At 65.2% G+C, this 24,234-nt stretch carries 23 protein-coding genes and 2 riboswitches; of the genes, 6 read left to right on the forward strand and 17 right to left on the reverse strand.

What is annotated here, in order from left to right:
- Positions 1 to 177: 177 nt before the first annotated feature.
- The 3 genes from DEJ54_RS22605 to DEJ54_RS22615 form a co-directional block, all read right to left on the reverse strand.
- Positions 178 to 1,059, reverse strand: coding sequence for an ABC transporter permease (locus tag DEJ54_RS22605; RefSeq protein WP_113156999.1), 882 nt, complete (start codon positions 1,057 to 1,059; stop codon positions 178 to 180).
- A complete protein-coding gene (locus DEJ54_RS22610; RefSeq protein ID WP_113157000.1) occupies positions 1,052 to 2,116 on the reverse strand; it encodes an ABC transporter ATP-binding protein in 1,065 nt (354 codons plus the stop codon). The genes DEJ54_RS22605 and DEJ54_RS22610 overlap by 8 nt, the downstream gene beginning before the upstream one ends.
- A gap of 152 nt (positions 2,117 to 2,268) precedes the next feature.
- On the reverse strand, positions 2,269 to 3,393 hold the full coding sequence (locus tag DEJ54_RS22615; RefSeq protein ID WP_113157001.1) for an extracellular solute-binding protein: 1,125 nt from the start codon (positions 3,391 to 3,393) through the stop codon (positions 2,269 to 2,271).
- Between the two features lie 240 nt (positions 3,394 to 3,633).
- On the opposite strand from DEJ54_RS22615, the gene DEJ54_RS22620 reads away from it, so the two are divergent.
- Positions 3,634 to 4,383 carry an SDR family oxidoreductase gene (locus DEJ54_RS22620; RefSeq protein WP_113157002.1) on the forward strand — a complete coding sequence of 250 codons (750 nt, stop codon included), beginning with the start codon at positions 3,634 to 3,636 and terminating at the stop codon, positions 4,381 to 4,383.
- 411 nt (positions 4,384 to 4,794) lie between these two features.
- Entirely contained in the window at positions 4,795 to 6,012 is a 1,218-nt protein-coding gene (locus DEJ54_RS22625; RefSeq protein WP_113157003.1) for a GTP-binding protein, read from the forward strand.
- Positions 6,013 to 6,213: 201 nt separating this feature from the next.
- Here DEJ54_RS22625 and cobF read toward each other — a convergent pair whose 3' ends face one another.
- The 8 genes from cobF to cbiE are packed head-to-tail and all read right to left on the reverse strand — an operon-like array spanning position 6,214 to position 13,244.
- Positions 6,214 to 6,975 (reverse strand): precorrin-6A synthase (deacetylating), encoded by a 762-nt coding sequence (cobF, locus tag DEJ54_RS22630; RefSeq protein ID WP_113157004.1) that lies wholly within the window; start codon positions 6,973 to 6,975, stop codon positions 6,214 to 6,216.
- Positions 6,976 to 6,977: 2 nt separating this feature from the next.
- Positions 6,978 to 7,991 (reverse strand): nicotinate-nucleotide--dimethylbenzimidazole phosphoribosyltransferase, encoded by a 1,014-nt coding sequence (gene cobT, locus DEJ54_RS22635; RefSeq protein WP_113157005.1) that lies wholly within the window; start codon positions 7,989 to 7,991, stop codon positions 6,978 to 6,980.
- 9 nt (positions 7,992 to 8,000) lie between these two features.
- On the reverse strand, positions 8,001 to 8,765 hold the full coding sequence (gene cobS / locus DEJ54_RS22640; RefSeq protein WP_113157006.1) for an adenosylcobinamide-GDP ribazoletransferase: 765 nt from the start codon (positions 8,763 to 8,765) through the stop codon (positions 8,001 to 8,003).
- Positions 8,766 to 8,769: 4 nt separating this feature from the next.
- Positions 8,770 to 10,083, reverse strand: a complete 1,314-nt coding sequence (locus tag DEJ54_RS22645) for a cobyrinate a,c-diamide synthase (RefSeq protein WP_113157007.1) — start codon at positions 10,081 to 10,083, stop codon at positions 8,770 to 8,772.
- On the reverse strand, positions 10,080 to 10,856 hold the full coding sequence (gene cobA, locus DEJ54_RS22650) for a uroporphyrinogen-III C-methyltransferase (RefSeq protein WP_113157008.1): 777 nt from the start codon (positions 10,854 to 10,856) through the stop codon (positions 10,080 to 10,082). The genes DEJ54_RS22645 and cobA overlap by 4 nt, the downstream gene beginning before the upstream one ends.
- Complete coding sequence (cobM, locus tag DEJ54_RS22655; RefSeq protein ID WP_113157009.1) at positions 10,853 to 11,617, reverse strand: precorrin-4 C(11)-methyltransferase; 765 nt, start codon at positions 11,615 to 11,617, stop codon at positions 10,853 to 10,855. Before cobM ends, cobA begins: the two co-directional genes overlap by 4 nt.
- The gene (locus tag DEJ54_RS22660; RefSeq protein WP_245447830.1) at positions 11,614 to 12,018 is read right to left on the reverse strand and encodes a cobalamin biosynthesis protein; all 405 of its coding nucleotides are present in this window, start codon (positions 12,016 to 12,018) and stop codon (positions 11,614 to 11,616) included. Before DEJ54_RS22660 ends, cobM begins: the two co-directional genes overlap by 4 nt.
- Positions 11,997 to 13,244 (reverse strand): precorrin-6y C5,15-methyltransferase (decarboxylating) subunit CbiE, encoded by a 1,248-nt coding sequence (gene cbiE, locus DEJ54_RS22665; RefSeq protein ID WP_113157010.1) that lies wholly within the window; start codon positions 13,242 to 13,244, stop codon positions 11,997 to 11,999. Before cbiE ends, DEJ54_RS22660 begins: the two co-directional genes overlap by 22 nt.
- Between cbiE and DEJ54_RS22670 the strand changes: the two genes are divergently transcribed.
- Positions 13,243 to 14,016 carry a cobalt-precorrin-6A reductase gene (locus DEJ54_RS22670; RefSeq protein WP_113157011.1) on the forward strand — a complete coding sequence of 258 codons (774 nt, stop codon included), beginning with the start codon at positions 13,243 to 13,245 and terminating at the stop codon, positions 14,014 to 14,016. The genes cbiE and DEJ54_RS22670 overlap by 2 nt on opposite strands.
- Here DEJ54_RS22670 and DEJ54_RS22675 read toward each other — a convergent pair.
- The 6 genes from DEJ54_RS22675 to cobW are packed head-to-tail and all read right to left on the reverse strand — an operon-like array spanning position 13,980 to position 21,699.
- Positions 13,980 to 14,744, reverse strand: a complete 765-nt coding sequence (locus DEJ54_RS22675; RefSeq protein ID WP_113157012.1) for a precorrin-3B C(17)-methyltransferase — start codon at positions 14,742 to 14,744, stop codon at positions 13,980 to 13,982. The two genes, DEJ54_RS22670 and DEJ54_RS22675, sit on opposite strands and share 37 nt — an antisense overlap.
- Positions 14,741 to 15,481, reverse strand: coding sequence for a precorrin-2 C(20)-methyltransferase (locus DEJ54_RS22680; protein ID WP_113157013.1), 741 nt, complete (start codon positions 15,479 to 15,481; stop codon positions 14,741 to 14,743). The genes DEJ54_RS22675 and DEJ54_RS22680 overlap by 4 nt, the downstream gene beginning before the upstream one ends.
- Positions 15,478 to 16,110, reverse strand: coding sequence for a precorrin-8X methylmutase (locus tag DEJ54_RS22685; protein ID WP_113157014.1), 633 nt, complete (start codon positions 16,108 to 16,110; stop codon positions 15,478 to 15,480). Before DEJ54_RS22685 ends, DEJ54_RS22680 begins: the two co-directional genes overlap by 4 nt.
- A complete protein-coding gene (cobG, locus tag DEJ54_RS22690) occupies positions 16,111 to 17,322 on the reverse strand; it encodes a precorrin-3B synthase (protein ID WP_113157015.1) in 1,212 nt (403 codons plus the stop codon).
- Entirely contained in the window at positions 17,319 to 20,657 is a 3,339-nt protein-coding gene (gene cobN / locus DEJ54_RS22695; RefSeq protein WP_113157016.1) for a cobaltochelatase subunit CobN, read from the reverse strand. The genes cobG and cobN overlap by 4 nt, the downstream gene beginning before the upstream one ends.
- A 4-nt stretch (positions 20,658 to 20,661) precedes the next feature.
- Entirely contained in the window at positions 20,662 to 21,699 is a 1,038-nt protein-coding gene (cobW, locus tag DEJ54_RS22700) for a cobalamin biosynthesis protein CobW (protein WP_113157017.1), read from the reverse strand.
- A 175-nt stretch (positions 21,700 to 21,874) separates the two neighbouring features.
- A riboswitch (cobalamin riboswitch) is annotated at positions 21,875 to 22,078 on the reverse strand.
- A gap of 118 nt (positions 22,079 to 22,196) precedes the next feature.
- A riboswitch (cobalamin riboswitch) is annotated at positions 22,197 to 22,397 on the forward strand.
- Positions 22,398 to 22,431: 34 nt separating this feature from the next.
- Between cobW and DEJ54_RS22705 the strand changes: the two genes are divergently transcribed.
- From DEJ54_RS22705 to cobO, 3 genes are read left to right on the forward strand one after another with little or no spacing between them, the layout of a single operon-like run.
- On the forward strand, positions 22,432 to 23,052 hold the full coding sequence (locus DEJ54_RS22705; RefSeq protein WP_113157018.1) for a HupE/UreJ family protein: 621 nt from the start codon (positions 22,432 to 22,434) through the stop codon (positions 23,050 to 23,052).
- Between the two features lie 16 nt (positions 23,053 to 23,068).
- A complete protein-coding gene (gene cobU, locus DEJ54_RS22710) occupies positions 23,069 to 23,605 on the forward strand; it encodes a bifunctional adenosylcobinamide kinase/adenosylcobinamide-phosphate guanylyltransferase (RefSeq protein WP_113157156.1) in 537 nt (178 codons plus the stop codon).
- A gap of 1 nt (position 23,606) precedes the next feature.
- The gene (cobO, locus tag DEJ54_RS22715) at positions 23,607 to 24,221 is read left to right on the forward strand and encodes a cob(I)yrinic acid a,c-diamide adenosyltransferase (RefSeq protein ID WP_113157019.1); all 615 of its coding nucleotides are present in this window, start codon (positions 23,607 to 23,609) and stop codon (positions 24,219 to 24,221) included.
- The last annotated feature ends 13 nt before the right edge of the window (positions 24,222 to 24,234 follow it).

Raw genomic sequence — 24,234 nt, forward strand, 5'->3', positions numbered from 1 at the left:
GCGCTGTCCAGAGAGGCTGGCGCTGCCCCTCACCTGCCTGCCGGCATCCTCTCCCCGTAAACGGGGCGAGGAAAGGCTGCGGATATCTCGGCGCATTTCCTTCTCCCCGTGCGCGGGGAGAAGGTGCCCGAAGGGCGGATGAGGGGCAGCGCCTGCATGGACGAATGAACGCCAGACTCATTTCGCCACCTCCGTCAGGCTCACGCGGGCGATGCGCAGCGTGATCAGCACCACTGCCAGGCACAGCACCAGAAGAACCAGCGCATAGGCGGCGCCCCGGTTCCAGTCACCGCCTTCGAAGAACCAGTTGTAGATGATCTCGGTGAACCAGCGGCTGCCGGGCGCGCCGAGAAGGGCTGGCGCGACATAGCTGCCGGCGGCGAGCATGAAGGTGAAGACACAGCCCGTGGCTATGCCCGCCTTGGCATGCGGGATGACCACCCGCCAATGAATGCGCCAGGTGGATGCGCCGAGATCGCGCGCTGCCTCGATCTGCGATTTGTCGAGAGACTCAATCGCGTTGTAGATCGGAAACAGCATGAACAGGATGTAGGCGTAGGTCATGCCAGCCAGCACGCCGCCATCGCCATACCAGCGCACCGGTTCATCAATGATGCCGAGCGACAGAAGAAAGGCGTTCAGCGGACCGCGAAACGCAAGCAGGATATACCAGGCAAGTGTACGCAACACCTCGTTGATCCAGAACGGAATGGTCAGCGCGAGAAGCACAATGGCCGTCTGGTTCACCGTCGCGTTCTGGGCAAGCCAGAAAGCCATCGGATAACACACCAGAAAGGTGATGAAAGCGACAAGCGCGCTCGCCCACACGGTCTTGAAGAAGATCGCGCGGTGAACGCCCTCATTCGCGAGGTAGAGAATGTTGTCGAGCGAATAGACATCATTCGGCCCGCCGAGCTGCGATGGCGGCAGGTTGGGCCGCAGCGCGTAGTCGATCATCATCACATTGGGCGCGAGCACCATGCCGGCGAGCCACGCGCCGACCAGCGCCAGAAACAGCGTGCCAAGCCCCCCGCCAAAACGTCTGTAGAGATCAGACATCGGGCAGCACCACGGCGTTTGCGCTCTCAAAGCCGAAACCGGATTTCTCGCCAATGGCAGGTGCGGCTGCGAGTTCCGTGCTGGCGATGGAGGCAACCAGCGGCATGCCGTCCCCGGCCATGCCGTGCGCGAGCGCAAAAGCGCCCTCGAAATCGATACGCTCGATGGTGGCGGCCAACCGGTTGGTTCCACCGTTCGGCTTCAGCGCCTCGGGGCGCACATAAAGCTTCGCTGTCGCACCCGCTGAAAGCCCGTCGCCCGCGCGGCCGCTCAGCGTGCCATGGGCGCTCTCCACCGTCGCGATGCCGTTCTCGATGCCTTTCACCGTGCAGGGCAGGGCGTTGGTCTCGCCAACGAAGGTGGCGACGAAAGGCGTGGCCGGATTGTCGTAAAGTTCACGCGGCGCGCCCACCTGCTGCACCACGCCGGCGCTCATCACCGCAACGCGGTCCGACATGGCGAGCGCCTCGGACTGGTCATGCGTGATGTAGATGAAGGTAACGCCGGTGCGTTTCTGCAGCGCGCGCAGCTCGGCGCGCATGTGCTGGCGCAACTTGAGATCAAGCGCGGAAAGCGGCTCGTCGAGAAGCAGCACCTGCGGCTCGACCGCGAGCGCGCGCGCAATGGCCACGCGCTGGCGCTGTCCGCCGGAAAGCTCGCCCGGCATACGGTCGCCATAGCCTTCAAGCGCGATCAGTTTCAGAAGCTCGTCGGCCTTTTTGCGCCGCTCGGCCTTTGCGATGCCACGCGCCTCCAGCCCGAAGGCTATGTTTTCCCAGACTGGCATCAGCGGGAAGAGCGCGAGCGACTGGAAGATCATCGCGGTGGGGCGCTGATTGGGCCCCAGCGGGGTCATGTCCCTGTCGCCGATCAGAACGCGGCCTTCGGTCGGCTTCAAAAAGCCGGCGATCACCCGCAGCAGAGTGGTCTTGCCACAGCCGGAGGGGCCGAGAATGGAGAAAAACTCTCCGCCTTCGACCGTGAAGGAGACGTCGTCGACGGCACGGGTCGCCCCGAAAGTAACGCCGACATGATCGAGCTCTACGGAATGTGACATGGTCCCCCGGTTCTGGTGCGCGCGGTATTATGGTCCGCGTTCTTTTGAATATGTCGGCGCTCGCCCCTCCGCTTCGTCCTTCTCCCCGTACGCGGGGAGAAGGTGCCGGCAGGCGGATGAGGGGCGAGCGCCATCGTGCGTTATTCAGGGCCTTACGCCGAGAGGAAACGGTCCTGATATTCGTTGCGCTTGGCGACGAACCAGCTTTCCTGGATCGGCCACCACCACAGCTTGTCCAGCGCGTCGCCGGGATAGGCGGCGGCGAAGAAGGCCTTGGCCTCGTCCGTCGTCTTGTCGGCAGCGCCAACGGCGGTGGAGTTGATCGAGGTTGCATTGGTGTACATGGCGCCGGCTTCCGGCGTCAGGAACCAGTTGATGAAGGCATAGGCCTGCTCAAGGTTTTCCGCACCCTTCGGGATTGCAACGCCTTCCATCCACGCCAGCGCGCCTTCCTTCGGCGCGATGAAGCCGACGGGAAGACCTTCCTTGCCGAGAGCCGCTGCAGTGGAATCCCACGTCTGGCCGATGGTGCAGCCATTGATGCGGAATGCGCCCTGCGCTTCGTTCTCGTTGGACCAGAACTGCGCGATGTTGGCCTTGCGGGCAATCGCTTCCTCGAGAATCACGTCATAGATCTTGACCATGTTCTCTTCGGACTTGAAGGCGTCCGCCATCGGCATGGGCAGCTTGCCTTCGGCTTCGAGCCAGAGGCCGAGACCGACAAGACCCGAATGGCCGCGCACGGTGGCCTTGCCCTTCATTTCCGGCTTCCAGATGTCGCCATAGGAGGCGGTGCCGTATTCGAGCGGAGCCTGGTCCTTGTCGAAGGAAACCGCTTCCGTGCCCCAGTCGGTGGGCACCTGATAGCGCTTGCCGTCGATGACCGCGCCGAGATTTTCAGAATTCTTCCAGGCGCTCGGCAGGCAGTTGTCGACGTTGACCTTGCTTTCGTCGATCGGCTGCACCAGCTCGAACTCGACATAGTTGGGCACGCGGTCGACCGTCGGCCAGATGATGTCGAACCCGCCGCCATTGTTGGCGCGAAGCTGGTTCAGCAGTTCGTCATTGGTGCCGTAGGGGGTGTAATTGGCCTTGATGCCCGTCGCCTTTTCGAAAGCGCCGATCATGTCGTCGTTGAGGTAACCGGCCCAGGCGAAGATGTTGACCGCGCCGGAAGAGCCCTGCGCATAGCTGCGCGAGATGAGCGGCGCCGCCAGCGACAGTCCTGCCACAGCGCCCGCGCCCTTGATGAAGTTGCGTCGTTTGATCAAAGTCATGAAAGCACTCCCATTGTTTCTGCGTTGATATCGCAGCGGTTATTCCCGCCATGTTACAGCGCGATGACCGGTCGGCAACAAAAATCAGTCTAACGGACCGTCAATGTTGATGATCCTGCGCGGACATCAGTGTTTAGCGCACAAATTATCCTCTCTGGCCCATTTGTTCCACGCGAAAAGGCTGCTTGTATGCAAACGTTTGTAGCGGGCTGCTGTCCGACAGTGAGGGGAGAACTTTGCATGCGACTTCAGGGGAAGCGGATTCTGGTATCGGCAGCAGCTCAGGGCATCGGCCGGGCAAGCGCGCTGGCCTGCGCAGCAGAGGGGGCGTCGGTCGTGGCCGTCGATATCAACGAGGAAGGGCTTGCCTCTCTTGCCGCTGAAAACGCGTCCATCGAAACGCACCGGCTGGATGTGCGCGACCGCAGCGCAATCGATGCGCTCGCCGGCAGGGTCGGCCAGCTCGATGGCCTCTTCAATTGCGCCGGCTTCGTCCATCACGGCAGCATTCTCGATGTCTCCGAGGACGACTGGGCGTTCAGCATGGATCTCAATGTGACCTCCATGGTTCGCATGACGCAGGCGTTTCTACCCGGCATGCTGGATCGGGCCGAAGAGGCGGGCAGCGTGTCCGTTCTCAACATGGCGTCGATGGCGTCATCCATCAAAGGCTTCGTCAACCGCGCGGTCTACGGCGCCACGAAGGCGGCCGTGATCGGCCTCACAAAGTCCGTTGCGGCCGATTTCGTAAAGCAGGGCGTGCGCTGCAATGCGCTCTGCCCCGGCACGGTCGACACGCCGTCGCTGCGCGGTCGCATCGCCGCTGCGCCGGATCCCGTTCAGGCCGAGAAGGATTTTATTGCGCGTCAGCCCATGGGGCGGCTTGCGACGGTCGACGACATCACACCGCTGGTCGTGTTTCTCCTGTCGGACGAAAGCCGCTTCGTCAGCGGTCAGGCCGTTCTCGTGGATGGCGGCGTGACCATCTGATTTCAGGGCAGGGTGGTTGATACTCTCCGCCCTTGTTCGGTGATATCGAATTTCTGCAAAAAACCGGGGCGCGCCAAAGTGTGCGCCCCGGCATTTTCCGACCCGGTGTCCATCTTCCGGAGAACGCTGCATTGCCGGCTGGAGCCATGCAACTCCGGGAAACGATGATCGGCAGCACTGTATCCGGCTTCGGAGCAGGCCTTCGGTCTCCACCTCCAGGCTGGCACGAACCACAGAAACCGCTTGCCATCACCCAGGGCAGGAGCGAACCTCCACACCTCCACACCTCCACACCTCCACACCTCCACACCTCCACACCTCCAGGCCCTTAGGCCCCTAGGCCCCAAGGCACGTCTTGCGCTTCGTGTTTGTTATGATATTACATACCATATTGCAGCAAAGGAACCAATCATGCCGAACCAGGACAAACGCCTGCCCGTCACCGTGCTTTCCGGGTTTCTGGGGGCGGGCAAGACGACGCTCTTGAACAATGTGCTCAACAACCGGGCAGGACGGCGCGTCGCGGTGATCGTCAACGACATGTCGGAAGTGAACATCGACGCCGACCTCGTGCGCGAGGGTGGGGCGAACCTGTCGCAGACAGACGAAAAGCTGGTGGAGATGACGAATGGCTGCATCTGCTGCACGCTGCGCGACGATCTTCTGAAAGAGGTGCGGCGTCTGGCGGCGGAGGGGCGGTTCGATTACCTGCTGATCGAATCCACCGGCGTTTCCGAGCCATTGCCTGTGGCCGCCACATTCGAGTTTCGCGACGAGCAGGGCCACAGCCTTTCCGATGTCGCGCGGCTCGACACGATGGTCACAGTGGTCGACACGCTGAACCTGCTCGAAGACTACGCCAGCCATGATTTCCTGCGCGACCGGGGCGAAGTCGCGGGCGAGGGGGACGAGCGCACGCTTGTGGACCTGCTGGTCGACCAGATCGAGTTTGCCGATATCGTGATCCTGAACAAGGTCAGCGACGCCGGCCCGGAGCGCCTTGATGCAGCGCGCAAGATCGTCACCGCGCTCAATCCCGATGCGCAGATCATCGAGACAGACCATTCCCGCGTCGCGCCCGCCCGCATCTTCGATACAGGCCTTTTCGATTTCGAGACGGCTCACCAGCACCCGCTCTGGGCCAAGGAGCTTTATGGCTTCGCCGATCACGTGCCAGAGACCGAGGAATACGGCGTTTCCTCCTTCGTCTATCGCGCGCGGCGTCCCTTTCATCCGCAGAAAGTGCATGCGGTGCTGAATGCCCCGCTGCCCGGCGTCATCCGCGCCAAGGGTCATTTCTGGATCGCAACCCGGCCCGACTGGGTTGCCGAATTCAGCCTCGCCGGCGCTTTATCCAGCGTGAAGCCGCTTGGCACCTGGTGGGCGGCGGTGCCGCGCGAACGCTGGCCAAACCACCCGGAAGCAAAAGCCTTCATGGACCGCTACTGGAGCGAACCCTATGGAGACCGGCGTCAGGAGCTGGTCTTCATCGGCACAGGCATGAACCGCGAACGCATCACCGCAGCGCTGGACGATGCGCTGGTGGGCAGTGAAACCGACTTCGAGCCAGCGCAGCACCGTGCACTGGCGGACCCTTTCCCGCGATGGCAGCGCGCGCAGGCCGCCTGAGGGGCGGTGTGCCCGCAGCGCGTGTCCTCTCCCTCGCCCTTCGACACGCTCAGGATGAGGGAGAGGACATGGATCGTGGTTAGAAACTCTGTGGAGCGGAAGCGGGCATAATTCAGCCCCCCGCCACAGAAAGGTGGGGCGCCCACACAGCCCTCATCCTGAGCGTGTCGAAGGACGGGGGCGGGAAGACGTACGCTAACCCTACCTCCTGACCCGCAAAAGATAGGTATCCATGATCCAGCCCTTGTCTTCCCGCGCTCTAACCCGCGCCTCCACAATCTGCCCGGCAACATCCCCAAGCGGCCCGGCGATCAGAAGCTCATCCGGCGTACCCAGATACGCGCCCCAGTAAATCTCGTAGGCATCGCCATCGAGCATTTGAAAGGCGCAGTCGCCGTCGAGCATGACGAGAAGCGTATCGGCATTCGGCGGGAAGCCCTCCGCTTTCAGCCGCCGACCGGTGGTGATCAGGATCGAACCGCCAATCGTGTTGATCGGCATATGGTGGCTGGCCGCGAGCGCCTGAATGCTGGTGATCCCCGGCACCACTTCCAGCGCGACGTCAAGCGCGGTTTCCCGGCGCATGTGCTCGATGATGCGCAGCGTGCTGTCATAGAGCGAAGGATCGCCCCAGACGAGAAACGCCGCGCGACCCGTCTCGCCCGTATGCGCCGCAAGCAGATCGCCATAGGCGCGGGCGATGGCCATGTGCCAGTCGTCCACGCCCCGGCGATAACTCGGATTGGCGGCGTCACGCACCGGCAGGTCGAATTCCACGATCCGCGTCTGCCGGTTTTCCAGAAACCGCTCGCAGATGACACGGCGCAGATCGGCCAGATCCTCCTTCGCTTCCCCCTTGCGGGGGATAAGGATCACGTCAGCCCGGTTCAGCGCATTGATGCCCTGAACCGTCATGTGTTCGGGATTGCCGGTGCCAATGCCGATGAGCGAAAGCGTGCGCATGATCAGCCGTCCGAAACGCCGGCTTCGGCAAAGGTCGCCATGCCGTTGTGGCAGGCAAGCGCGCCGCGCAGAATGTTGATCGCAAGGCATGCGCCAGAACCTTCGCCAAGCCGCATGTCGAGATCGAGCAGCGGCTTGAAGCCCAGCTCGCCAAGCAGCCTGCGGTGGCCGGGTTCGGCGGAAACATGGCCGGCAATGGCATGCGCCAGACCGTCTTCGCCAAGGCGCGCAAGCGGGGCGACTGCCGATCCGCACACGAAACCATCGAGCAGCAGCGGAATCCGCTTCTGCCGCGCGGCAAGGGCCGCGCCAAACATGGCGGCAAGCTCGCGACCGCCGACGCGGCGCAGCGCCTCCAGCGGATCGGAGAGCGCCTCGCCATGGCAGGCAAGCGCTGCATCCACGGCCTCAGCCTTGCGCGAAAGGCCGGCATCGTCAACGCCTGTGCCCCGGCCCACCCAGTCGGCTCCCCGGCCACCGAACAGCGCGGCGGCAAGGGCCGCTGCGGCGGTGGTGTTGCCGATGCCCATTTCCCCGAGTGAGATGAGATCCGCTCCCTCCGGCACCGCATCGAAACCGGTCTGAACGGCCTTCAGAAAATCCGCTTCATCCATGGCCGGCGCTTCCGTGAAGTCCGCAGTGGGACGCTCGATCTCGAGCGACGTGACGGTGAGGCTCGCCCCCGTCTGTTTCGCGAGCTGGTTGATGGCGGCGCCCCCGGCGGAGAAATTCGCCACCATCTGCGCCGTCACCTCGGCCGGAAAAGCCGAAACACCCCGTGCGGTCACGCCATGGGAGCCCGCGAAAATCAGCACATGAACCCGCTCAAGCGCAGGCTTTTCGCGTCCCTGCCAGCGGGCAAGCAGGATGGCCGCGTCTTCCAGCCGGCCAAGGCTGCCGGGCGGTTTGGTCAGCACTGCCTGGTGGGCGGTTGCAGCCTGCGCGGCGTCCTCATCGCCACTGGGACGGACATTACAGGCGGCGCGCAGATCGTCGATTTTGAGAAAGCGGGTCATGGAAGTCCTTCAGATGAAATAAGCGACGGCGGCGATGAGCACGGTGGTTTCGGCAAGCTGCTGCAGCGCGCCGAGCACATCGCCCGTCTGTCCGCCGATCTGTTTTTCGGCGAGCCGTTTGATGAAGAAGAGCGCCAGCAAAAGAAGCGGCGCGGTCACAAGCACAAAGCCGGGACCGGAGATGAAAAGCAGCGCGCCACCAATCGCGAGCGCCACGAGAACGGTAGCCGTTTCCGGTCGCCCTGCGCCTGCCGAGAGCCCGTCTTCGCGCGCCGGTGGCGAAAGGCGCATCAGCGCCGGCATCAGGGCGCGCGAGGCCGTGTGCGCCATCAGAAGGGCGGGAACCGCGACAAGCCCGAGCGACGAAAGCGCCGTCCAGCGCATCAGAAACGACAGGATCAGTGCGGCAACGCCATAAGAGCCGATGCGGCTGTCCTTCATGATCGCGAGCTTTTTCTCGCGCGTCGAACCGCCGCCGAAACCATCGGCCACGTCTGCAAGCCCGTCCTCATGCAGCCCGCCGGTCACAAGCGTCCCCACTGCAAGCGCGAGGGCGGCTGCAATCGTGGCCGGCAGGCCAAGCATCGCCGCGCCGATCAGCACCGCACTGCAAATCGCGCCGACCACCAGACCGGCCAGAGGCGCTGCCCACTGGGCGGCCGCAAACCCGTGCGCCGGCATCTCGAACGCAGGCAGCGGCAGCCGCGTGTAGAAGCCGAGACAGGCGGCCACATCGCGAAGGGCTGTCACGAGCATCGAGCGGGGTCCGGCCATCGCGTCAGCTCCGCGCGATGGCGTGAAAATAGGTGCCGGAGACATGCCCGCGCCGCGCACCGGATGGGCCGAGAGCGCGGCCCTGTCCATCCGCAAGCATGGCGAGCGGCGCATCACTGCCCGGCTCCACAAGCCGCGAATAGTGGAATTCATGACCACGGATCGTCTCGCCCTTGCTGCCGATGGCGCAGTCACTCATCAGCGTTGCCTGCCGGTAGCCGAGGTTCATCTTGCGCTTCGCATAGCTCGTCACATGACCGAGCAGCCCCAGCATTGCGTGGCGAACGCCTTCGGCATCCTCCAGCGCCTCGCCCAGAACCATGAACCCGCCGCACTCGCCGTGAATGGGCCGGTTCTCCGCAAAAGCCTTCATCGAAGCACGAAAATTCTCGGCAGCAGCGATCCGCCCCGCATGAAGTTCGGGATACCCACCCGGCAGCCAGCAGGCGTCGGCGCTTTCCGCCGGTCCTTCATCGGCAAGCGGCGCGAAGGGCAGAAGCGCGGCTCCCGCCTCGCGCCAGTGCCGGGCGAGATGCGGATAGACAAAGCTGAAAGCGGCATCCTGCGCGATGGCGATGCGTTGCCCCGGCGGCGGCAGAAGCCGCGCCGCATCGCCCGCCTGCATGGAAAGCGGCACGGCAGCCTTCATCACGGCGTCGAGGTCGATGGACTGTTCCATCACATTGGCAAGCCGCTCGATGAAAGCTTCGAGGGCGGCATGTTCACTTGCCTGCACAAGGCCGAGATGCCGCTCCGGCAGCGCCATGTCCGGGTTGCGATAGACCGCGCCCAGAACCCTGATGCCAATGGCCTCGATGGCGTCGCGCGCCATCGCTTCATGGCGCGGGCTCGCCACCTGATTGAGCACGACGCCGGCAATCCGCACCTTCGGGTCGTAAGCTGCAAACCCCTTTGCCAGCGCGGCTGCAGTCTGCGACTGGCCGGACACATCGAGAATGACAATGCAGGGCACGTCATAAAGGCGCGCAATGTCCGCCGCAGCGCCGGAGCGACCCGGCTCCGACACGATACCGTCAAACAGGCCCATGGCGCTTTCGATCAAAAGCATGTCGGCGTCTTCGCCCTGCCGGCTTCCCAGATGGGCGAGCAGATCCGGATGCATGGCCCAGCTGTCGAGATTCACGCCGGGCTTCCCGGTCGCCGCCTGATGAAAGCCGGGATCGATGTAATCGGGACCGGATTTCGCGCCATGCACGGCGAGGCCACGCCTCTTGAGCGCGCGCATCAGGCCGATGGTCACACTGGTCTTGCCCGAACCCGAACGGGCCGCGCCGATGATGATCGCCCGCGCCGTCATACCAGTGCCTCGCGCAGCGCCACGATGCCGCCGATCACGATGATGGACGGCGAGCCGAACCCTTCCACCGATGCGTCGGAGACAAGCGTGGAAAGCGCCGTCGTCAGAATGCGTTCTTCCGGTTTCGTCGCGTTCATGATGAGCGCCGCCGGCGTATCGCCCGCCATGCCGCCGGATGTGAGCGCGTCCACGATCAGGGCGAGCTTGTGCATCCCCATATAGATGACGATGGGCTGACCCGTTTTCGCCAGCGCCGCCCAGTCCAGATCGTCCGGCGTGCCGGCGGCGTGGCCGGTCGCGAAGATCACCGCCTTGTTCACGCCGCGCATGGTGGCGGGAATGCCCGCATCGGCGAGCGCCCCCACCGCCGAGGTGACGCCTGGCAGAAAGCGGAAGGGAATGCCGGCGAGTGCCAGCACCAGCGCTTCTTCGCCGCCACGGCCAAACATGTTGGGGTCTCCGCCTTTCAGGCGCAGCACCCGCTGTCCCGCCTCTGCGTGTTCCACCAGAAGCCGGTTGATTTCATCCTGCGCCGTGGAGGGCTGGCCGGCGCGCTTGCCGACGAAAACGTGCCGCGCTTCCGGCGCGGCCTTCAGGATATCCGGATCCACCAGCGCGTCATAAATCACCACATCCGCCGCATCGAGCGCAGCCAGAACACCGAGCGTCAGGCAGCCGAAGCCACCAGGCCCGGCACCGGCAAGCCACACATGGCCCGGCTCAAAAGGCGTTGGTTCAAAAGGCAGGCGGTTGAGCGCCTCAAGCGTGCTCATAATCCCTCCCGCCCGCGAAACCGGCGCTGATAATCGGCGCTGTAGAGCGCGCTCTCGCGAAAATCCTTGGCGCCCAGCCCCGGCCCGACGAGAATGAGCGCCGTGCGCTCGATGGGATCTTTCGCCATCTCTGCTTCGATGGTGGAAAGCGTGCCGCGCAGAATGCGCTCATCCGCCCAGCTTGCGCGGGCAACAATCGCGACCGGGCAGTCGGGTCCGTAATGCGGGGTCAGCTCCGCCACCACCCGGTCCAGCGCATGAATGGCGAGATGAATGGCGAGCGTCGTGCCGGTGGCCGCGAAATTGGCGAGCGTCTCGCCCTCCGGCATTTTCGAGGCGCGGCCGGAAATGCGGGTCAGGACAAGGCTCTGCGCCACTTCCGGAATGGTCAGCTCGCGTCCCAGCGCCGCCGCAGCCGCCGAGAAGGAAGGCACGCCCGGCGTCAGCGTGTAATCGATGCCGAGCGCCGAAAGACGGCGGATCTGCTCGGCAACCGCGCTCCAGACGGAAAGATCGCCCGAATGCAGCCGGGCGATATCCTCGCCCGCTTCATGGGCGCGGATATATTCCGCCTCGATCTCTTCAAGCGACATGGGTGCGGTGTTGACGATGCGCGCTCCCGGCGGACAGTGCGCGAGCAACGCCTCCGGCACCAGCGAACCGGCATAAAGGCAGACCGGGCAGCGCGCGATCAGGTCGCGGCCGCGAACGGTGATTAGGTCGGCAGCGCCCGGTCCGGCGCCAATGAAATGAACGGTCATGATTTTCTTCCGGTGGTCGCGATGGCGCAGGTAACGCCGTCAAGTGTGATCCTCGGCCCGAGAAGCCGGCCTGCCGGGCCGCAGACGGCCAGCGCCGCCGCCTCTGAGGCCGATGGCAGGCCCGTGGCTGAGCGCGCCTGTTCCGAGCGGGTCAGACAATGCGTCGCCGCCGCCTGAAGTGCCGCATCATCGGCAATGACAAGCGGCAGGCCGAGCGCCTTTGCAGCATCCGTCAGGCCGGGCTCGTCCCGCTTCCGTGGCACGGTCGCCACTGCATCAAGCCTGTCCCGCGCGATGTCATGCGTTGTCAAAGCGGCGTCGAGCGCGGCAAGAACAGCATCGCGCGTGACGCCTTTTCTGGCTCCAAGCCCGGCGCAGATCATGGTTTCCTCCAGCGCCATTGAAACACCGGCATGGCCGGGCGCAGCGCCGTCATGCCGCCAACGGGCGCGGCGCGCGCGACGGCGATCTCGATCAGTTCTCCGCCGTGCCGCCCGTGGCAGTCGATCAGAAGCGCCTGCGTTTCGAGCGTCACCCCGTTTGCGACAAGACGCCCCCCGGTTCCAAGAGCGGCCATCGCCGCATCCATCAGCCCCGGCGCAGTCGCCCCGCCACCGATGAAAACCACATCGGGCGCGGCAAGGCCCGCGAGCGCGGCGGGAGCCTTTCCCTCAACCATGGTGAGCTGCGGCACGCCCATGCGCTCCGCGTTGCGGGCAATGCGCGCCGCGCGCTCCCTGTCCGCCTCGATGGCGATGGCGCTGAGCGATGGGTGCTGCTGCAGCCATTCGATGGAAATGGAGCCTGAACCCGCACCGATGTCCCAGAGCCGTTCACCGCGTTTCGGGGCAAGCGCCGAAAGGGTGACGGCCCGCACCTCCGATTTGGTGATCTGCCCGTCATGCTCGAAAAGCGCATCTTCCAGCCCGGTTCCAAGCGGCAGGATGCGCGCATTCTCATCCGCCGCCACCTCGATTGCGACCACATTCAGATCGTCAAAACTGTCTGCGGAAAGCGCTGAAGCCATGAAGCTGACCTGCCGTTCGCGCGGTCCGCCCAGCGCTTCCAGCACGTGAAAGCGCGAGGGGCCAAACCCCTCAGCCGTGATCAGCTCGGCTATCGCAGCCGGAGCCGCGCCATCGGATGTGAGCGCGAGAATGCGCGCGCCGGGATGAAGCAGCGGGCGGATCAGCGCAATGGGCCTGCCGTGCAGTGAAACCGTCTCGACCGATTGCAGCGGCCAGCCAAGCCGGGCAGCAGCGAGCGCAAAGGAAGAAGGCGCGGAAAAGACACGCATCTCGTCCGCCGGAATGCGCCGCGTCAGCGTCGCGCCCACACCGAAGTGAAATGGATCGCCGGAGGCGAGCACGCAGACCTTTTTCCCTCTCAGCGCTTCGATCTCATCAAGCGCCTTGCCAAAGGGGGAGGGCCACTGCCGCGTCCCGCCGGAAATCTGGCCTGCCGCCAGTTCGAGGTGCCGCGCACCACCAAACACGATCTCCGCACCGGCAATCGCGCGGCGCGCCTCCCCGCCAAGCCCGGCCAGCCCATCCTCGCCTATCCCCACAATGGTGAGCCAACGCTTAGCGCTTTCCGCCTGACTGCAAAATGCTCTAGAAGACGTCATGGCAAAGCAGACCCTTCTCATTCTTGGTGGAACAGGCGAAGCGCGGCGGCTTGCGGAGCGGCTTTGCGCGCGCAGCTCGCTGCGCGTCATCACCTCGCTTGCCGGGCGCACCCGCACACCGGAAGCCTTGCAGGGTGAGGTGCGTGTGGGCGGTTTCGGCGGCGCTGAGGGGCTCGCGCGTTATCTCGAGGACGAAGGCATCGACCTGATGGTGGACGCCACGCATCCCTTCGCCGCGCGCATGGCGCGCAATGCAGCGGAAGCCGCCAGCCTGACCGGCGTGCCGCTCATCACGCTCATGCGCCCCGCCTGGCAGCCGGTCGCCGGCGACAACTGGCAGATCGCGGCCGGCATGGCCGAGGCGGCAACGCTGCTCGGCTCTGAGCCCCGGCGCGTCTTTCTGGCCATTGGCCGGCAGGAAGTTCAAATGTTTCGCGCGGCGGCGCAGCATCATTATCTGGTGCGCAGCGTGGAGCCGGTCGAACCGTCCCACCTGCCGGCGAACGCCGCATGCATTCTGGCGCGTGGTCCGTTCTCTGAAGACGATGAAATCACGCTGCTCGCCGATCACCGCATCGAGATCGTGGTTGCCAAGAACAGCGGCGGTGCTGCGACCTATGGCAAGATCGCAGCCGCCCGCAGGCTCGGCCTGCCGGTGATCATGATCGACCGGCCAAAACCGACTGGCGCAGCCGTCGTGGCCGACATCGAAGATGCGATGGGCGCGATCGACACTCACTTGGCGGCTCCCGTCGCCGAGCGCGGCGCATAGACCAGCGGCGATTTGCCGGGGCGTTCGATCATCCGCGTTTCCGGCGATCCGATGATGACGCAGGTGGCCATGTCGGCCATCTCGCCGCGCGCCTCGTTCAGCGGAACAATCGCCATGCGCTCATCAGGCCGGCCTGCGGCGCGGCCGAACACGACGGGCGTGGAGGCCGGAAGAATGCCGCTCAACAGTTCAAAGGCGCGGCCAAGCTGCCAGGGCCGGGCGCGGCTGATCGGATTGTAGAGCGCGATCACAAAGCCCGCACCGGCAGCAGCCGCAAGCCGCGTTTCGATCAGGTCCCAGGGTTTCAGATTGTCCGAAAGCGATATGGCGCAGAAATCATGACCGAGCGGCGCGCCCACGCGGGCGGCCACCGCAAGCATGGCCGTCAGCCCCGGCACGATCTCCAGATCGAGCGCGCGCCATTCCTGCGGCCCTTGCTCGATGGCCTCGCACACGGCCGCCGCCATGGCGAAAACACCGGCATCCCCGCCCGAAACCACGGCCACATGCCTGCCTTCAGCGGCCATGGTTAGCGCCGCCTTGGCGCGGGCAAGTTCTTCCCGGTTGTCGGAGGCGTGACGGGTCTGGCCATCATTCAGTTCGAGCCGGTCGAGATAGGGACCATAGCCAAAGAAATCGCTTGCCGCCGCAATGGCTGCGCGCGCCTCCGGCGTCGTCTGTGCCGGTTTTCCGGGGCCGGTGCCGATGACGATGAGACGCCCGCTCATGCCGCGCCCTCCTGCGGCCTGGCCTGCCAGCCCGGTCCGAGCACGAGCGAGAAATAGGGGGCGGTGTCGTCGGCCTTGTCGGCGAGCGGCGTCATACTGGTATTGTCCATCGTGCCGCGTTCCACATAGACCGCACCGACGAGCCTGCCGGCCCGCGCCAGCGCCCGGCGGATTTTCGGCAGATTGCGCCCCACCTTCATGATGACGAAGGCTTCCGTGTCGCTCACGCGGCGCACAAGCTCGTCTTCATCGAGCGTGCCGGGCAGGACCGTCATGATGTCGTCGCCCTGAACGATTGCGATGCCCGCCTGCGACCAGCAGCCGGACATGGCCGTGATGCCGGGGATCACCTCGGTCGGATAGAGCGCGGCAAGCCGCACATGCAGGTGCATGTAGGAGCCGTAAAATAGCGGATCGCCCTCGCTCAGAACCGCAACCGTTCGGCCCGCTTTCAGATGCACTTCCACCGCGCGCGCCGACTCCTCGTAAAAGCCGGTGATGGCTTCGATGTAGCGCGGGTCGTTCTTGTCGATTTCGGTCGTGACCGGATATTCCAGCGGCAGCTCCACCGCCGCCTCCGGCAGGAGGTCGTCGACGATCTTGCGGGCATTGCCCCGGCGTCCGCGCTTTGCGAAATGCGCCACCACGTCCGCCCGCTCCAGCGCCTTCAGCGCCTTGACCGTGATGAGTTCGGGGTCGCCGGGCCCGGTGCCGACGCCAATCAGGGTTCCGCTCACAGTCCCGCCCTCGCAAGTGCGTTGATCGCCGCCGCCGTCATGGCGCTGCCGCCCATGCGGCCGCGCACGATGGCAAAGGGAATGCCAAGCCCGCTCTCGGCGAGCGCTTCCTTGGATTCCATCGCGCCAACGAAACCGACCGGCATGCCGATGATGGCGGCAGGCTTCGGCGCACCGGCGCGCAGCATGTCGAGCAGGTAGAAGAGTGCGGTCGGCGCATTGCCAATGGCGATCACCGCTCCTTCCATGTGTTCGCGCCACAGTTCCAGCGCAGCGGCGGAACGCGTGTTTCCGATCTCCCGCGCAAGCTCCGGCGTACGCGCATCGCGCAGGGTGCAGATCACCTCATTGTTGGCGGGCAGCCGCGTGCGGGTCACGCCGCGCGCCACCATCTCCGCATCGCACAGGATCGGCGCGCCGGCTTTCAGCGCCGCGCGGCCTGCCGCAACGAAACCCTCGGAAAAGACAAAGTGCTCCGCCGCCTCAACAAGCCCGCAGGCATGGATCATGCGGATGGCGATATCGGCCTCTTCCGCACTGAAGCGCGCGAGATTGGCCTCGGCGCGTATGATCGCGAACGACTTTTCATAAATGGCATTGCCGTCGCGTATGTACTCGGTTTCTTGCATTCAGCCTGTCTTTCGAAGAAGGGCGGCGCGCAGCTTCTCGCCGCGCTCGATGAGGAAGGTGCGAAGGCGTTCGGAAGGCTCCACGCCAACGGAGGAAAGCGTGCAGCAACCCTCGGCCGCGATCAGGTTCACCGCAGCCCCGGCGGGCCGGGCGCATCCTTTTTCGCAGGCCGAGAGGTGTAGACGAAACGAACCGTCCGGCAGACCGGCTTCCGCCGCCTCGGCGGCAAGCGCCTTGGCGTCGAACCGCGCCGAGGCACAGGCCGGCGCACCGGCGCAGGCGGCTATGGAAAGACGCGGATCATGCCCGTCCGTGACAAATCCAAGAGCCTCAGCCGCGCGCGACAGCGCTTCCTGCCGGGACTCATCAAGCCCGATCAGCAGCAGGCCGCTGCGCGGCGCAAGGCGTATTTCCCTGGCATCCGAGGCGGCCTCGCAAAGCGCGACCAGCGCCTCCGCTGCGACCTGGCCGAAGGGCAGCGCGATCCCGAGCGCGCTGTCCCCGTCTTTCAGCGCAAACAGACCAACCGGCGCACTGTCAGCCCGCGCGAAATATTGCACGGCTGGCTCAAGCCCGGCCCGGAGCGCCTCTCTCTGCGCCTGTGTGAAATCGCGCGCGCGTCCGCCGGTCTGCGCCAGCAGATCAAGAACGGCAAGCGCTGTAGCGCCCACCGCCTGCTCATCGCCCTGGCCTAACCTGCTCGCCGTCGCGCCATTGCCGCCGACGCCGATCTGCCAGAGACCGTCTCCCAGCGCCACAAGCTTGATGTCGGCTCCGATGGCGTCGAGATGCAGCCTCCCGCCACCATCGACCGTGACCGAGACCTTGGGGGCAAGGCGCGGGGCAAGGCAGTGCGCTGCCGCATGTTCATCGATCCGCCGGGCAAGCGCGGTCGGGTCGCTCAGCGCATCCCGCGCCAGACCGTCAAGCGGTCCCGTTTCCACCGCGAAGCCATCCACGGCCCCAAGATCGAGCGCGTTGATTTCCGCCCCGAGCAAAGGCGTGCTCTCAGCGGTCAGGCCCCGGATCTGCAACTTTCCACGCGCGGTCACTTCCAGAATGCCATTGCCGTGGCGGCCCGCCGCTTTTGCGATGCCCGCCAGCTTCTCAGGCGTCAGCGCGCCATGGGCCGGCGCAATCCGCGCGAGCAGCCCGTCGCCGGTCTTCATGGGGGCGGAGAGTGTGGGGCAAGCGCCACGCCGCATCGTCATGCCGTCGCCTCCGCAAAAAGTGCTGCCAGATCGTCATCGACGGAGTTGCGCCGCGGGTGCCAGAGGCCACGCCTGCGCGCAGCGTGAAACCGTTCCGCCATCGCCCGGGTCGCCGCCGGATTCTCTGCAAGCAGGAAATCGCGCACACGCTCATCGCCGAGATAGGCATCGAACACGGCATCGATCAGGCTGCCTGAAACCGCATCCGTGGTCTCGGCGAAGCCGATCAGCCGGTCGACCGTTTCCGTCAGTTCCGCCGCGCCGCGCGGGCCATGGCGCAACTGCCCTTCGATAAAGCGCGGATTGACCGCACGGGCGCGCACGGTGCGGGCAATGGCCTGCGCCAGCGAGCGGGCGCGCGGGCGCTCCGGATCGGTCGTGTCGAGCACCACCAGATCAGCCTTGCCGCCCAGCGCTTCCACCGCCGCCGCGAACCCGCCGATAAAGGCCACATCCGCCGAGCCTTCGAGAATGTCCCGCCCGGCATCGTCGCCCGTATGGATGAGCATGTCGGCATCCGCCACCTGCCGCGCAAACGCGCCGTCTTCCCGCCGGCCTTCGCCCTCCGCGCCGCCGAAGGCAAACGCGCCCGCGTCCAGATAGGCCTGTCCGAGTTCGGCGCGCTCCTGCCAGTCTCCGCGCGCAAGCTTTTCTTCCGGTCCCGCACCATAGGTGCCGGGCGCGGAACCGAAAATACGCGCCGGAGCCTTGCCGGCCACGCGCGCAGCAGCGGCAAGCGGGTTTTCGCTCTCGTCTTCGTCGCGCGCGGCCACGGCGGCAACCGCAGTGTCGAGCAACGCGATCTGGGTCGGGAACATGTCGCGAAACAGGCCTGAGATGCGCCACGTCACGTCGATGCGCGGACGGCCAAGGCTTGCCGGCGGCAGCACTTCAATGCCCGTCACGCGCCCCGTCGCCTGATCCCATTGCGGCCGGCAGCCCATCAGCGCCAGACCCTGTGCGATCTCCTCGCCGCCAGTGCGCAGGCTGGCGCTGCCCCACAGGTCGATGACGAGCGAGCGCGGCCAGTCGCCATGCTCCTGCAGATAGCCGCGCACGGCCTCATCCGCCGCCATCCTGCCCAGTGCGGTTGCGGTCGGCGTCGGCAGGGTGCGCGGATCGGCGGTGAAGATGTTGCGGCCGGTCGGCAACACATCGGTACGCCCCCGCGCCGGCGCGCCGGAGGGGCCGGGCGCGATGTGTCGGGCATCAAGTGCGGCCAGAAGCGCGTGCTTTTCGCTCTCCGCGCAGGCGCTGCGTTCAGGCCCTTCATCCATGCCGCTGCCCCGGCCATAGATGTGCAGCCCGTCCTTGATGGCGAAATCTTTCAGATCACAGAGCCAGGCATCGATCTGCATCAGCGCCGCATCCGTGTCGCCCGTGTCCTCAACGCCGGCATCACGGGTCAGACCGGTGCGCTCGGCGGTTTCCACGATCAGCTGCGCCAGCCGGTCGCGGCGGCGGCGGTCCAGCCCGTCGGCCTGCGCATATTCGTCCACCAGCCGTTCCAACTCCTGCTGGTCCTGCGAGAGCCCTGCGCCCGCCAGTGGCGGCGTCAGATGCCCAAGCGTCACAGCGCCGATCCGGCGCTTGGCCTGCGCCGCTTCACCCGGATTGCTGACGATGAAGGGATAGACCACCGGCAGCGCACCAGCCACGATCTCCGGAAAGCAGGTTTCCGTCAGCGCCACGGTCTTGCCCGGCAGCCATTCCAGCGTGCCATGCGCACCCACATGGATCAGCGCATGGGCATCGAGCCCCTCCCGCATCCAGTGGCCGAAGGCGACCAGCGCATGGCGCGGTGCAAGTGTCGGGTCATGATAGTCCACGCGTCGGTCTGCCGAGCGCCCGCGATCCGGCGCAAGCGCCACGGTGACATTGCCGAACCGCGCCGCGCGGAACGGAAAGACTCCATCTTCCGCATCGTCTTCCGCCGGCCCCCAGGTGGCGAGCAGCGTTTCGCGCGCCTCTTCGGGCAGCGCATCGAAGGCCACCCGGTATTCATCCAGCGAAAGCGCTTCCGAAACCTGCTCAAGCCGCTGCATCAGCGCCCTTGGCGTCTCCGGAACACCATCAACCGCATAACCCGCTTCATCAAGGTCATGCAGCATGGCGAGCACACTCGACGGCACGTCGAGACCCACCGCATAGCCGGTGCGCCCTGGCGCACTCGGATAATCCGGGATGAGAACGACAATGCGGCGTTCAGCCACCGGAGTGCCACCGAGCTTCAGAAAGGCGGCGATCCTTGCCGCAACCTGCCTTATGCGCGCCGGTTCCGGTCGGTTGCGCTGAACGCCGAAGGAAAGCCCTTCATCCAGCGCCGCCTCATCCTTGAAGGAAATGGCGCCAGCCATCAGCCGGCCATCGAGTTCCGGCAGCACCACATGCATGGCGAGGTCCGCAGGCGCGAGACCGCGCTGCCCTTCCTGCCACGCTTCGCGCCGCGTGGTGGCGGTGACCACCTGAAAAACCGGCACGCCAAAGCGGTCGAACAGCGTTTTTTCGCCGGGTTCCGCGCCGCTCGAAAAGGCCGTCGCGGTGATGAGCGCCTGCGGCTTCAACGCCTCCACGGCGTTGCGCACGAGATCGGCGGCAACCGGGTCACGCAGGCTGGAAACGAAAACGGGAACCGCACACAGCCCCTGTTCCTCAAGCGCCTCCACCAGCGCGTCGATGGGCGCAACATCGCTTGCCAGCAGCATGGAGCGATAAAAGAGGACCGGTACGACAGGCCTGTCGGCATTCGCACCGGCCGGGAAGAAGGATGGCTCAACAATGCCATGGCCCGGTGCATAGAAGCCGGCCTTGGCCACCGATTCCGCCTCCGGCGCTTCGATGTCCCGCCCCGCAAGGCGCGCCAGTTGCATGGTCAGCGCGCGCATATTGTCCGGTCCGCCTTCGCGGAAGCAGGCGAGCAGCGCCGCGCGCGCTTCCGGCGAAACGGTGGAGCGCTCGGCCAGGCGCGGGTCGTCCTGATGGCATTCGCCGGGAAGCAGCGCCAGCGCGATGCCCTTTTGCCGGGCCAGTGCTGAAAGCCGGTCGCAGCCATAGCGCCACCACTCATAGCCGCCCAGCACCCGCACCAGAATGACGCGGGCATGCGCTGCCGTGTTGTCGATCCACAGATCGACCGACATGGGGTGTCTCAGGTCGCGCAGCGCGGCAAGACGCAGCGCGGGCAGGGCCTCACGCTGCACCTGCCATGCAGAGGCAATCCCCGCCAGATCGCTGTCGGTGAACGACAGCGCCACCATGTCCGCCGGCGACTGCTGCAGATCGACAGGCTCGATCAGATCGTCGAGTGAGGCACTGGTGGTGGCGAGGATGTGCATCGGATCAGGCCGAGAGAAGGCTTTCGATACGCGCGCGGTCGATGCCCTTGAGGCCGATCACCACGAGCCGTGTCTCGGCGGCTTCGCCGGCCTTCCACGGGCGGTCATAGTGGTGCGAGACGCGCGGGCCGACCGCCTGCACCTGCAGACGCATGGGCTTGCCCTTCACATGCGCAAAGCCCTTGAGGCGCAGAACCTCGCCGGTTTCCACCGCCGCATTGACCCGCGCTTCCAGATCTTCCGGCCTGAGCACCGGCGGCAGGTCGACAACGAATGTGTCGAAATCGTCATGCTCATGGTCATGCGCATCGTCGTGATGCGTCTTGCGGTTCTCGATGTCGTCCTCGACGGCAAGCCCGAGACCCAGCAGCAGGGCAGGGTCCACCTTGCCATGCGCGCTCGGCACGATCTGCACATTGCGCGACAGATGCCCCGCAATCCGCGCGCGGGCGCGCCCGGCGGCCTCCTCATCCAGAAGATCGTTCTTCGACAGAACGATCAGGTCAGCGCAGGCCACCTGGTCGTCGAACACTTCTTCGATCGGATCATCATGGTCGAGCGAATCGTCGGCTGCGCGCTGTGCATCCAGCGCGTCCAAGTCAGCAGCCACCTGGCCGTCGGCAAGCGCCGGCCCGTCCACCACGGCAATAACGCCATCGACCGTCACGCGGTTCTTGATTGCCGGCCACTGAAAGGCCTGCACCAGCGGCTTTGGCAGCGCCAGACCGGACGTCTCGATCAGGATGTGATCGACCTTCGGCTCACGTGCGAGGATCTGGTCGAGCGCCGGCACGAAATCATCGGCAACCGTGCAGCAGATGCAGCCATTGGCCAGTTCGAGAACGTTTTCCTCGGGGCAATTGTCCAGCCCGCAGCTCTTCAGCACCTCGCCATCGATGCCGGCATCGCCGAACTCGTTGACGATGATCGCCAGCCGCTTGCCATGCGCGCCTTCCAGAACATTGCGGATCAGCGTCGTCTTGCCGGCGCCGAGAAAGCCGGTCACGACGGTGCAGGGAACCCGGTCGAAACTCGTGGTCATGGGATATCCTTCAGGTGATGGAGTGTGGAGAACGATAAGACGCGGGTGAGGGGCGCACGGGCCTTTTGCGGCCGCGTACTGGCAGAGACACCATGAATGGTCGGGAGAAGGCGCGCAGCGGCGCTGTCAGCAGTCACAATGCACACTCCTTGCCCGGGACACCCGCCAGGCGGTCAGGATTTCATTCGCAGACGGCAGGTTTCCTGGCTCACGGGTCGATGCGCTCTCCAGCCTTCCCAGGGCAAACCCCAGTGGCGTGTCAGGTGCGCTCTCCGCTTACAGTTGCGGGGACAGCTGCGGCATTGGGCAAGGCCCGCACCGCATTCCCTCTAAGGATCAAGACCTACCAATCAGGCCGACCATTGCGGTCATATTGACAGGTACTGATCCAAGCCCTCTCCATTGCGGGAGAAGGACCGTCTGCTGCGCATTTACGGCTCGCCCGCCACGTCTGTCAATGCGGGCAACAAAGCGTTTGCGGGGCGTGGCGATTCTTGTATGCTCCGCCCGCTGTCGGTTCCGCTGAAGCGGACCCAGAGGGAACGTGGTGCGGCGCAAAAGCGCCAAAACCACGGCTGCCCCCGCAACTGTAAGCGGAGAGCGTTTTCCTGATCGCCACTGAGGCATGACGCCTTGGGAAGGCTGGAAAGCGCATCGACCCGTGAGCCAGGAAACCTGCCGACGGCCTGAAAGAAGCACCGTAACCCTCGGGTGGAGGGGAAAGGACCGGACATGAACACGCGTTTCCTGCGCACTTTTTCCGCATTCGCTTTTGCATCGCTCTTCGCAACCAGCGCCCAGGCCCATCACGCCATGGACGGGCAGACGCCCACGACCCTTTACGAAGGGCTGGTTTCAGGGCTCGCCCATCCTGTGATCGGGCTCGATCATCTGGCCTTCATCGTCGCTGCCGGCCTGTTTGCCGCCGTCGCCGGCATGAGCCTTTTTGCGCCGCTTCTCTTTGTTGCCGGCTCGCTTGTCGGTGTTGGCCTGCACCTGATGCTGCTCGATCTTCCGGCAGCCGAAATCGTCATCGCGGCAAGCGTTCTTGCTGGCGGTTGGCTTCTGGCGCGCGGTCGGGCCGTGGAAAGCCACATGCTCGTCTTCGCCCTGTTCCTGGTGGTCGGCGTGTTCCATGGCTATGCCTTCGGCGAAGCCATTGTCGGCAGCGAACAGACGCCGCTCATCGCCTATCTCGCAGGCCTTGCCGCAATCCAGAGCGCCATCGCGCTTGGCGTCTATTTTCTCGTCCGCTCGCGCGGCTGGGCGGTTGAGGCCATGCAGCCCCGGCTTGCTGGCGCCGCCATTGTCGGTGTCGGCATAACCTTCCTTGCCGGACAACTTGTCGGCTGAGCCGGCGGATCTGACGATGCGTTCACTTCATTTCGTTCTGGGCGGCGCGCGCTCCGGCAAGAGCCGCCATGCCGAAACGCTGATCGAAGCCGCGCCCGCACCCTGGCACTACATCGCCACGGCCCAGGCCTTCGATGACGAAATGCGCGAGCGCATCGCCATTCACCGCGCGCGGCGCAAAGGGGCAGTGGCGGGGCCGGGGGAAGTAGCGGGGGCGTGGCAGACGCACGACGCCCCGCTCGACCTGCCGGGCGTGCTTCAAACCCTGCCGGCCCGCGAAACGGTTCTGGTCGATTGCCTCACCCTGTGGCTCAGCAATCTCATGCTCAACGACCATGCGCTAAAACCTGCCGCCGAGCGACTGCTTGCAGCTCTTGCCGCAAGAGAGGGAACCACAGTTCTCGTTTCCAATGAGGTCGGCTTCGGCATCGTGCCAGAAACCCCGCTCGGACGCCGTTTTCGCGATGAGGCGGGGTTCCTGAACCAGAAAGTCGCCGCCGTTGCCGACAGCGTCACGCTGGTGGTTGCCGGCCTGCCCATGAAAGTGAAGTGACATGCGAGAGATCGACGCAAACGAAGCCGAGCGCCACAAGGCAAAGATGGCCAAACGCAAGGCCGTTCAGGATGCCGAGGTGCGCGACAAGACGGTCGAGAAGGGGCTTCTGATCGTCAATACGGGGCCGGGCAAAGGCAAGTCCACCGCTGCCTTCGGTCTTGCGCTGCGCATGCTCGGCCATGGCCGCCGCGTCGGTGTCGTGCAGTTCATCAAGGGCGCATGGCATTGCGGTGAGAAGGATGCCTTCGCCGCCTTTGGCGATCAGGTCTCCTGGCACACGATGGGCGAGGGCTTCACTTGGGAAACACAGGATCTCGAGCGCGACATCGCCGCCGCCGAGCGGGCGTGGGGAAAGGCCGAGGAACTGATGGCCGATCCGACCATCGGTCTTGTCGTTCTCGACGAGCTGAACATCGCACTGCGCTACGACTATCTCGATCTTGAACGCGTCGTGACCACGCTGACCAACCGGCGCGACGACCTTCATGTGGTCGTGACCGGCCGCAACGCCAAGCCAGCACTCACCGAGGCCGCCGACCTCGTCACCGAAATGGGGCAGGTAAAACACCACTTCGCCGCTGGCGTGAAAGCGCAGAAGGGCATCGAGTTCTAGATCGCCTGCTTTG

The sequence above is a fragment of the Nitratireductor sp. OM-1 genome, from assembly GCF_003296175.1.
Taxonomy (GTDB): Bacteria; Pseudomonadota; Alphaproteobacteria; order Rhizobiales; family Rhizobiaceae; genus Nitratireductor; species Nitratireductor aquimarinus.

Coding starts and splice junctions, on each gene's coding strand:
- DEJ54_RS22605 (WP_113156999.1), bottom strand. CDS start 1,059: ATGTCTGATCTCTACAGACGTTTTGGCGGGGGGCTTGGCACGCTGTTT.
- DEJ54_RS22610 (WP_113157000.1), bottom strand. CDS start 2,116: ATGTCACATTCCGTAGAGCTCGATCATGTCGGCGTTACTTTCGGGGCG.
- DEJ54_RS22615 (WP_113157001.1), bottom strand. CDS start 3,393: ATGACTTTGATCAAACGACGCAACTTCATCAAGGGCGCGGGCGCTGTG.
- DEJ54_RS22620 (WP_113157002.1), top strand. CDS start 3,634: ATGCGACTTCAGGGGAAGCGGATTCTGGTATCGGCAGCAGCTCAGGGC.
- DEJ54_RS22625 (WP_113157003.1), top strand. CDS start 4,795: ATGCCGAACCAGGACAAACGCCTGCCCGTCACCGTGCTTTCCGGGTTT.
- cobF (WP_113157004.1), bottom strand. CDS start 6,975: ATGCGCACGCTTTCGCTCATCGGCATTGGCACCGGCAATCCCGAACAC.
- cobT (WP_113157005.1), bottom strand. CDS start 7,991: ATGACCCGCTTTCTCAAAATCGACGATCTGCGCGCCGCCTGTAATGTC.
- cobS (WP_113157006.1), bottom strand. CDS start 8,765: ATGGCCGGACCCCGCTCGATGCTCGTGACAGCCCTTCGCGATGTGGCC.
- DEJ54_RS22645 (WP_113157007.1), bottom strand. CDS start 10,083: ATGACGGCGCGGGCGATCATCATCGGCGCGGCCCGTTCGGGTTCGGGC.
- cobA (WP_113157008.1), bottom strand. CDS start 10,856: ATGAGCACGCTTGAGGCGCTCAACCGCCTGCCTTTTGAACCAACGCCT.
- cobM (WP_113157009.1), bottom strand. CDS start 11,617: ATGACCGTTCATTTCATTGGCGCCGGACCGGGCGCTGCCGACCTAATC.
- DEJ54_RS22660 (WP_245447830.1), bottom strand. CDS start 12,018: ATGGCGCTGGAGGAAACCATGATCTGCGCCGGGCTTGGAGCCAGAAAA.
- DEJ54_RS22670 (WP_113157011.1), top strand. CDS start 13,243: ATGGCAAAGCAGACCCTTCTCATTCTTGGTGGAACAGGCGAAGCGCGG.
- cbiE (WP_113157010.1), bottom strand. CDS start 13,244: ATGACGTCTTCTAGAGCATTTTGCAGTCAGGCGGAAAGCGCTAAGCGT.
- DEJ54_RS22675 (WP_113157012.1), bottom strand. CDS start 14,744: ATGAGCGGGCGTCTCATCGTCATCGGCACCGGCCCCGGAAAACCGGCA.
- DEJ54_RS22685 (WP_113157014.1), bottom strand. CDS start 16,110: ATGCAAGAAACCGAGTACATACGCGACGGCAATGCCATTTATGAAAAG.
- cobG (WP_113157015.1), bottom strand. CDS start 17,322: ATGACGATGCGGCGTGGCGCTTGCCCCACACTCTCCGCCCCCATGAAG.
- cobN (WP_113157016.1), bottom strand. CDS start 20,657: ATGCACATCCTCGCCACCACCAGTGCCTCACTCGACGATCTGATCGAG.
- cobW (WP_113157017.1), bottom strand. CDS start 21,699: ATGACCACGAGTTTCGACCGGGTTCCCTGCACCGTCGTGACCGGCTTT.
- DEJ54_RS22705 (WP_113157018.1), top strand. CDS start 22,432: ATGAACACGCGTTTCCTGCGCACTTTTTCCGCATTCGCTTTTGCATCG.
- cobU (WP_113157156.1), top strand. CDS start 23,069: ATGCGTTCACTTCATTTCGTTCTGGGCGGCGCGCGCTCCGGCAAGAGC.
- cobO (WP_113157019.1), top strand. CDS start 23,607: ATGCGAGAGATCGACGCAAACGAAGCCGAGCGCCACAAGGCAAAGATG.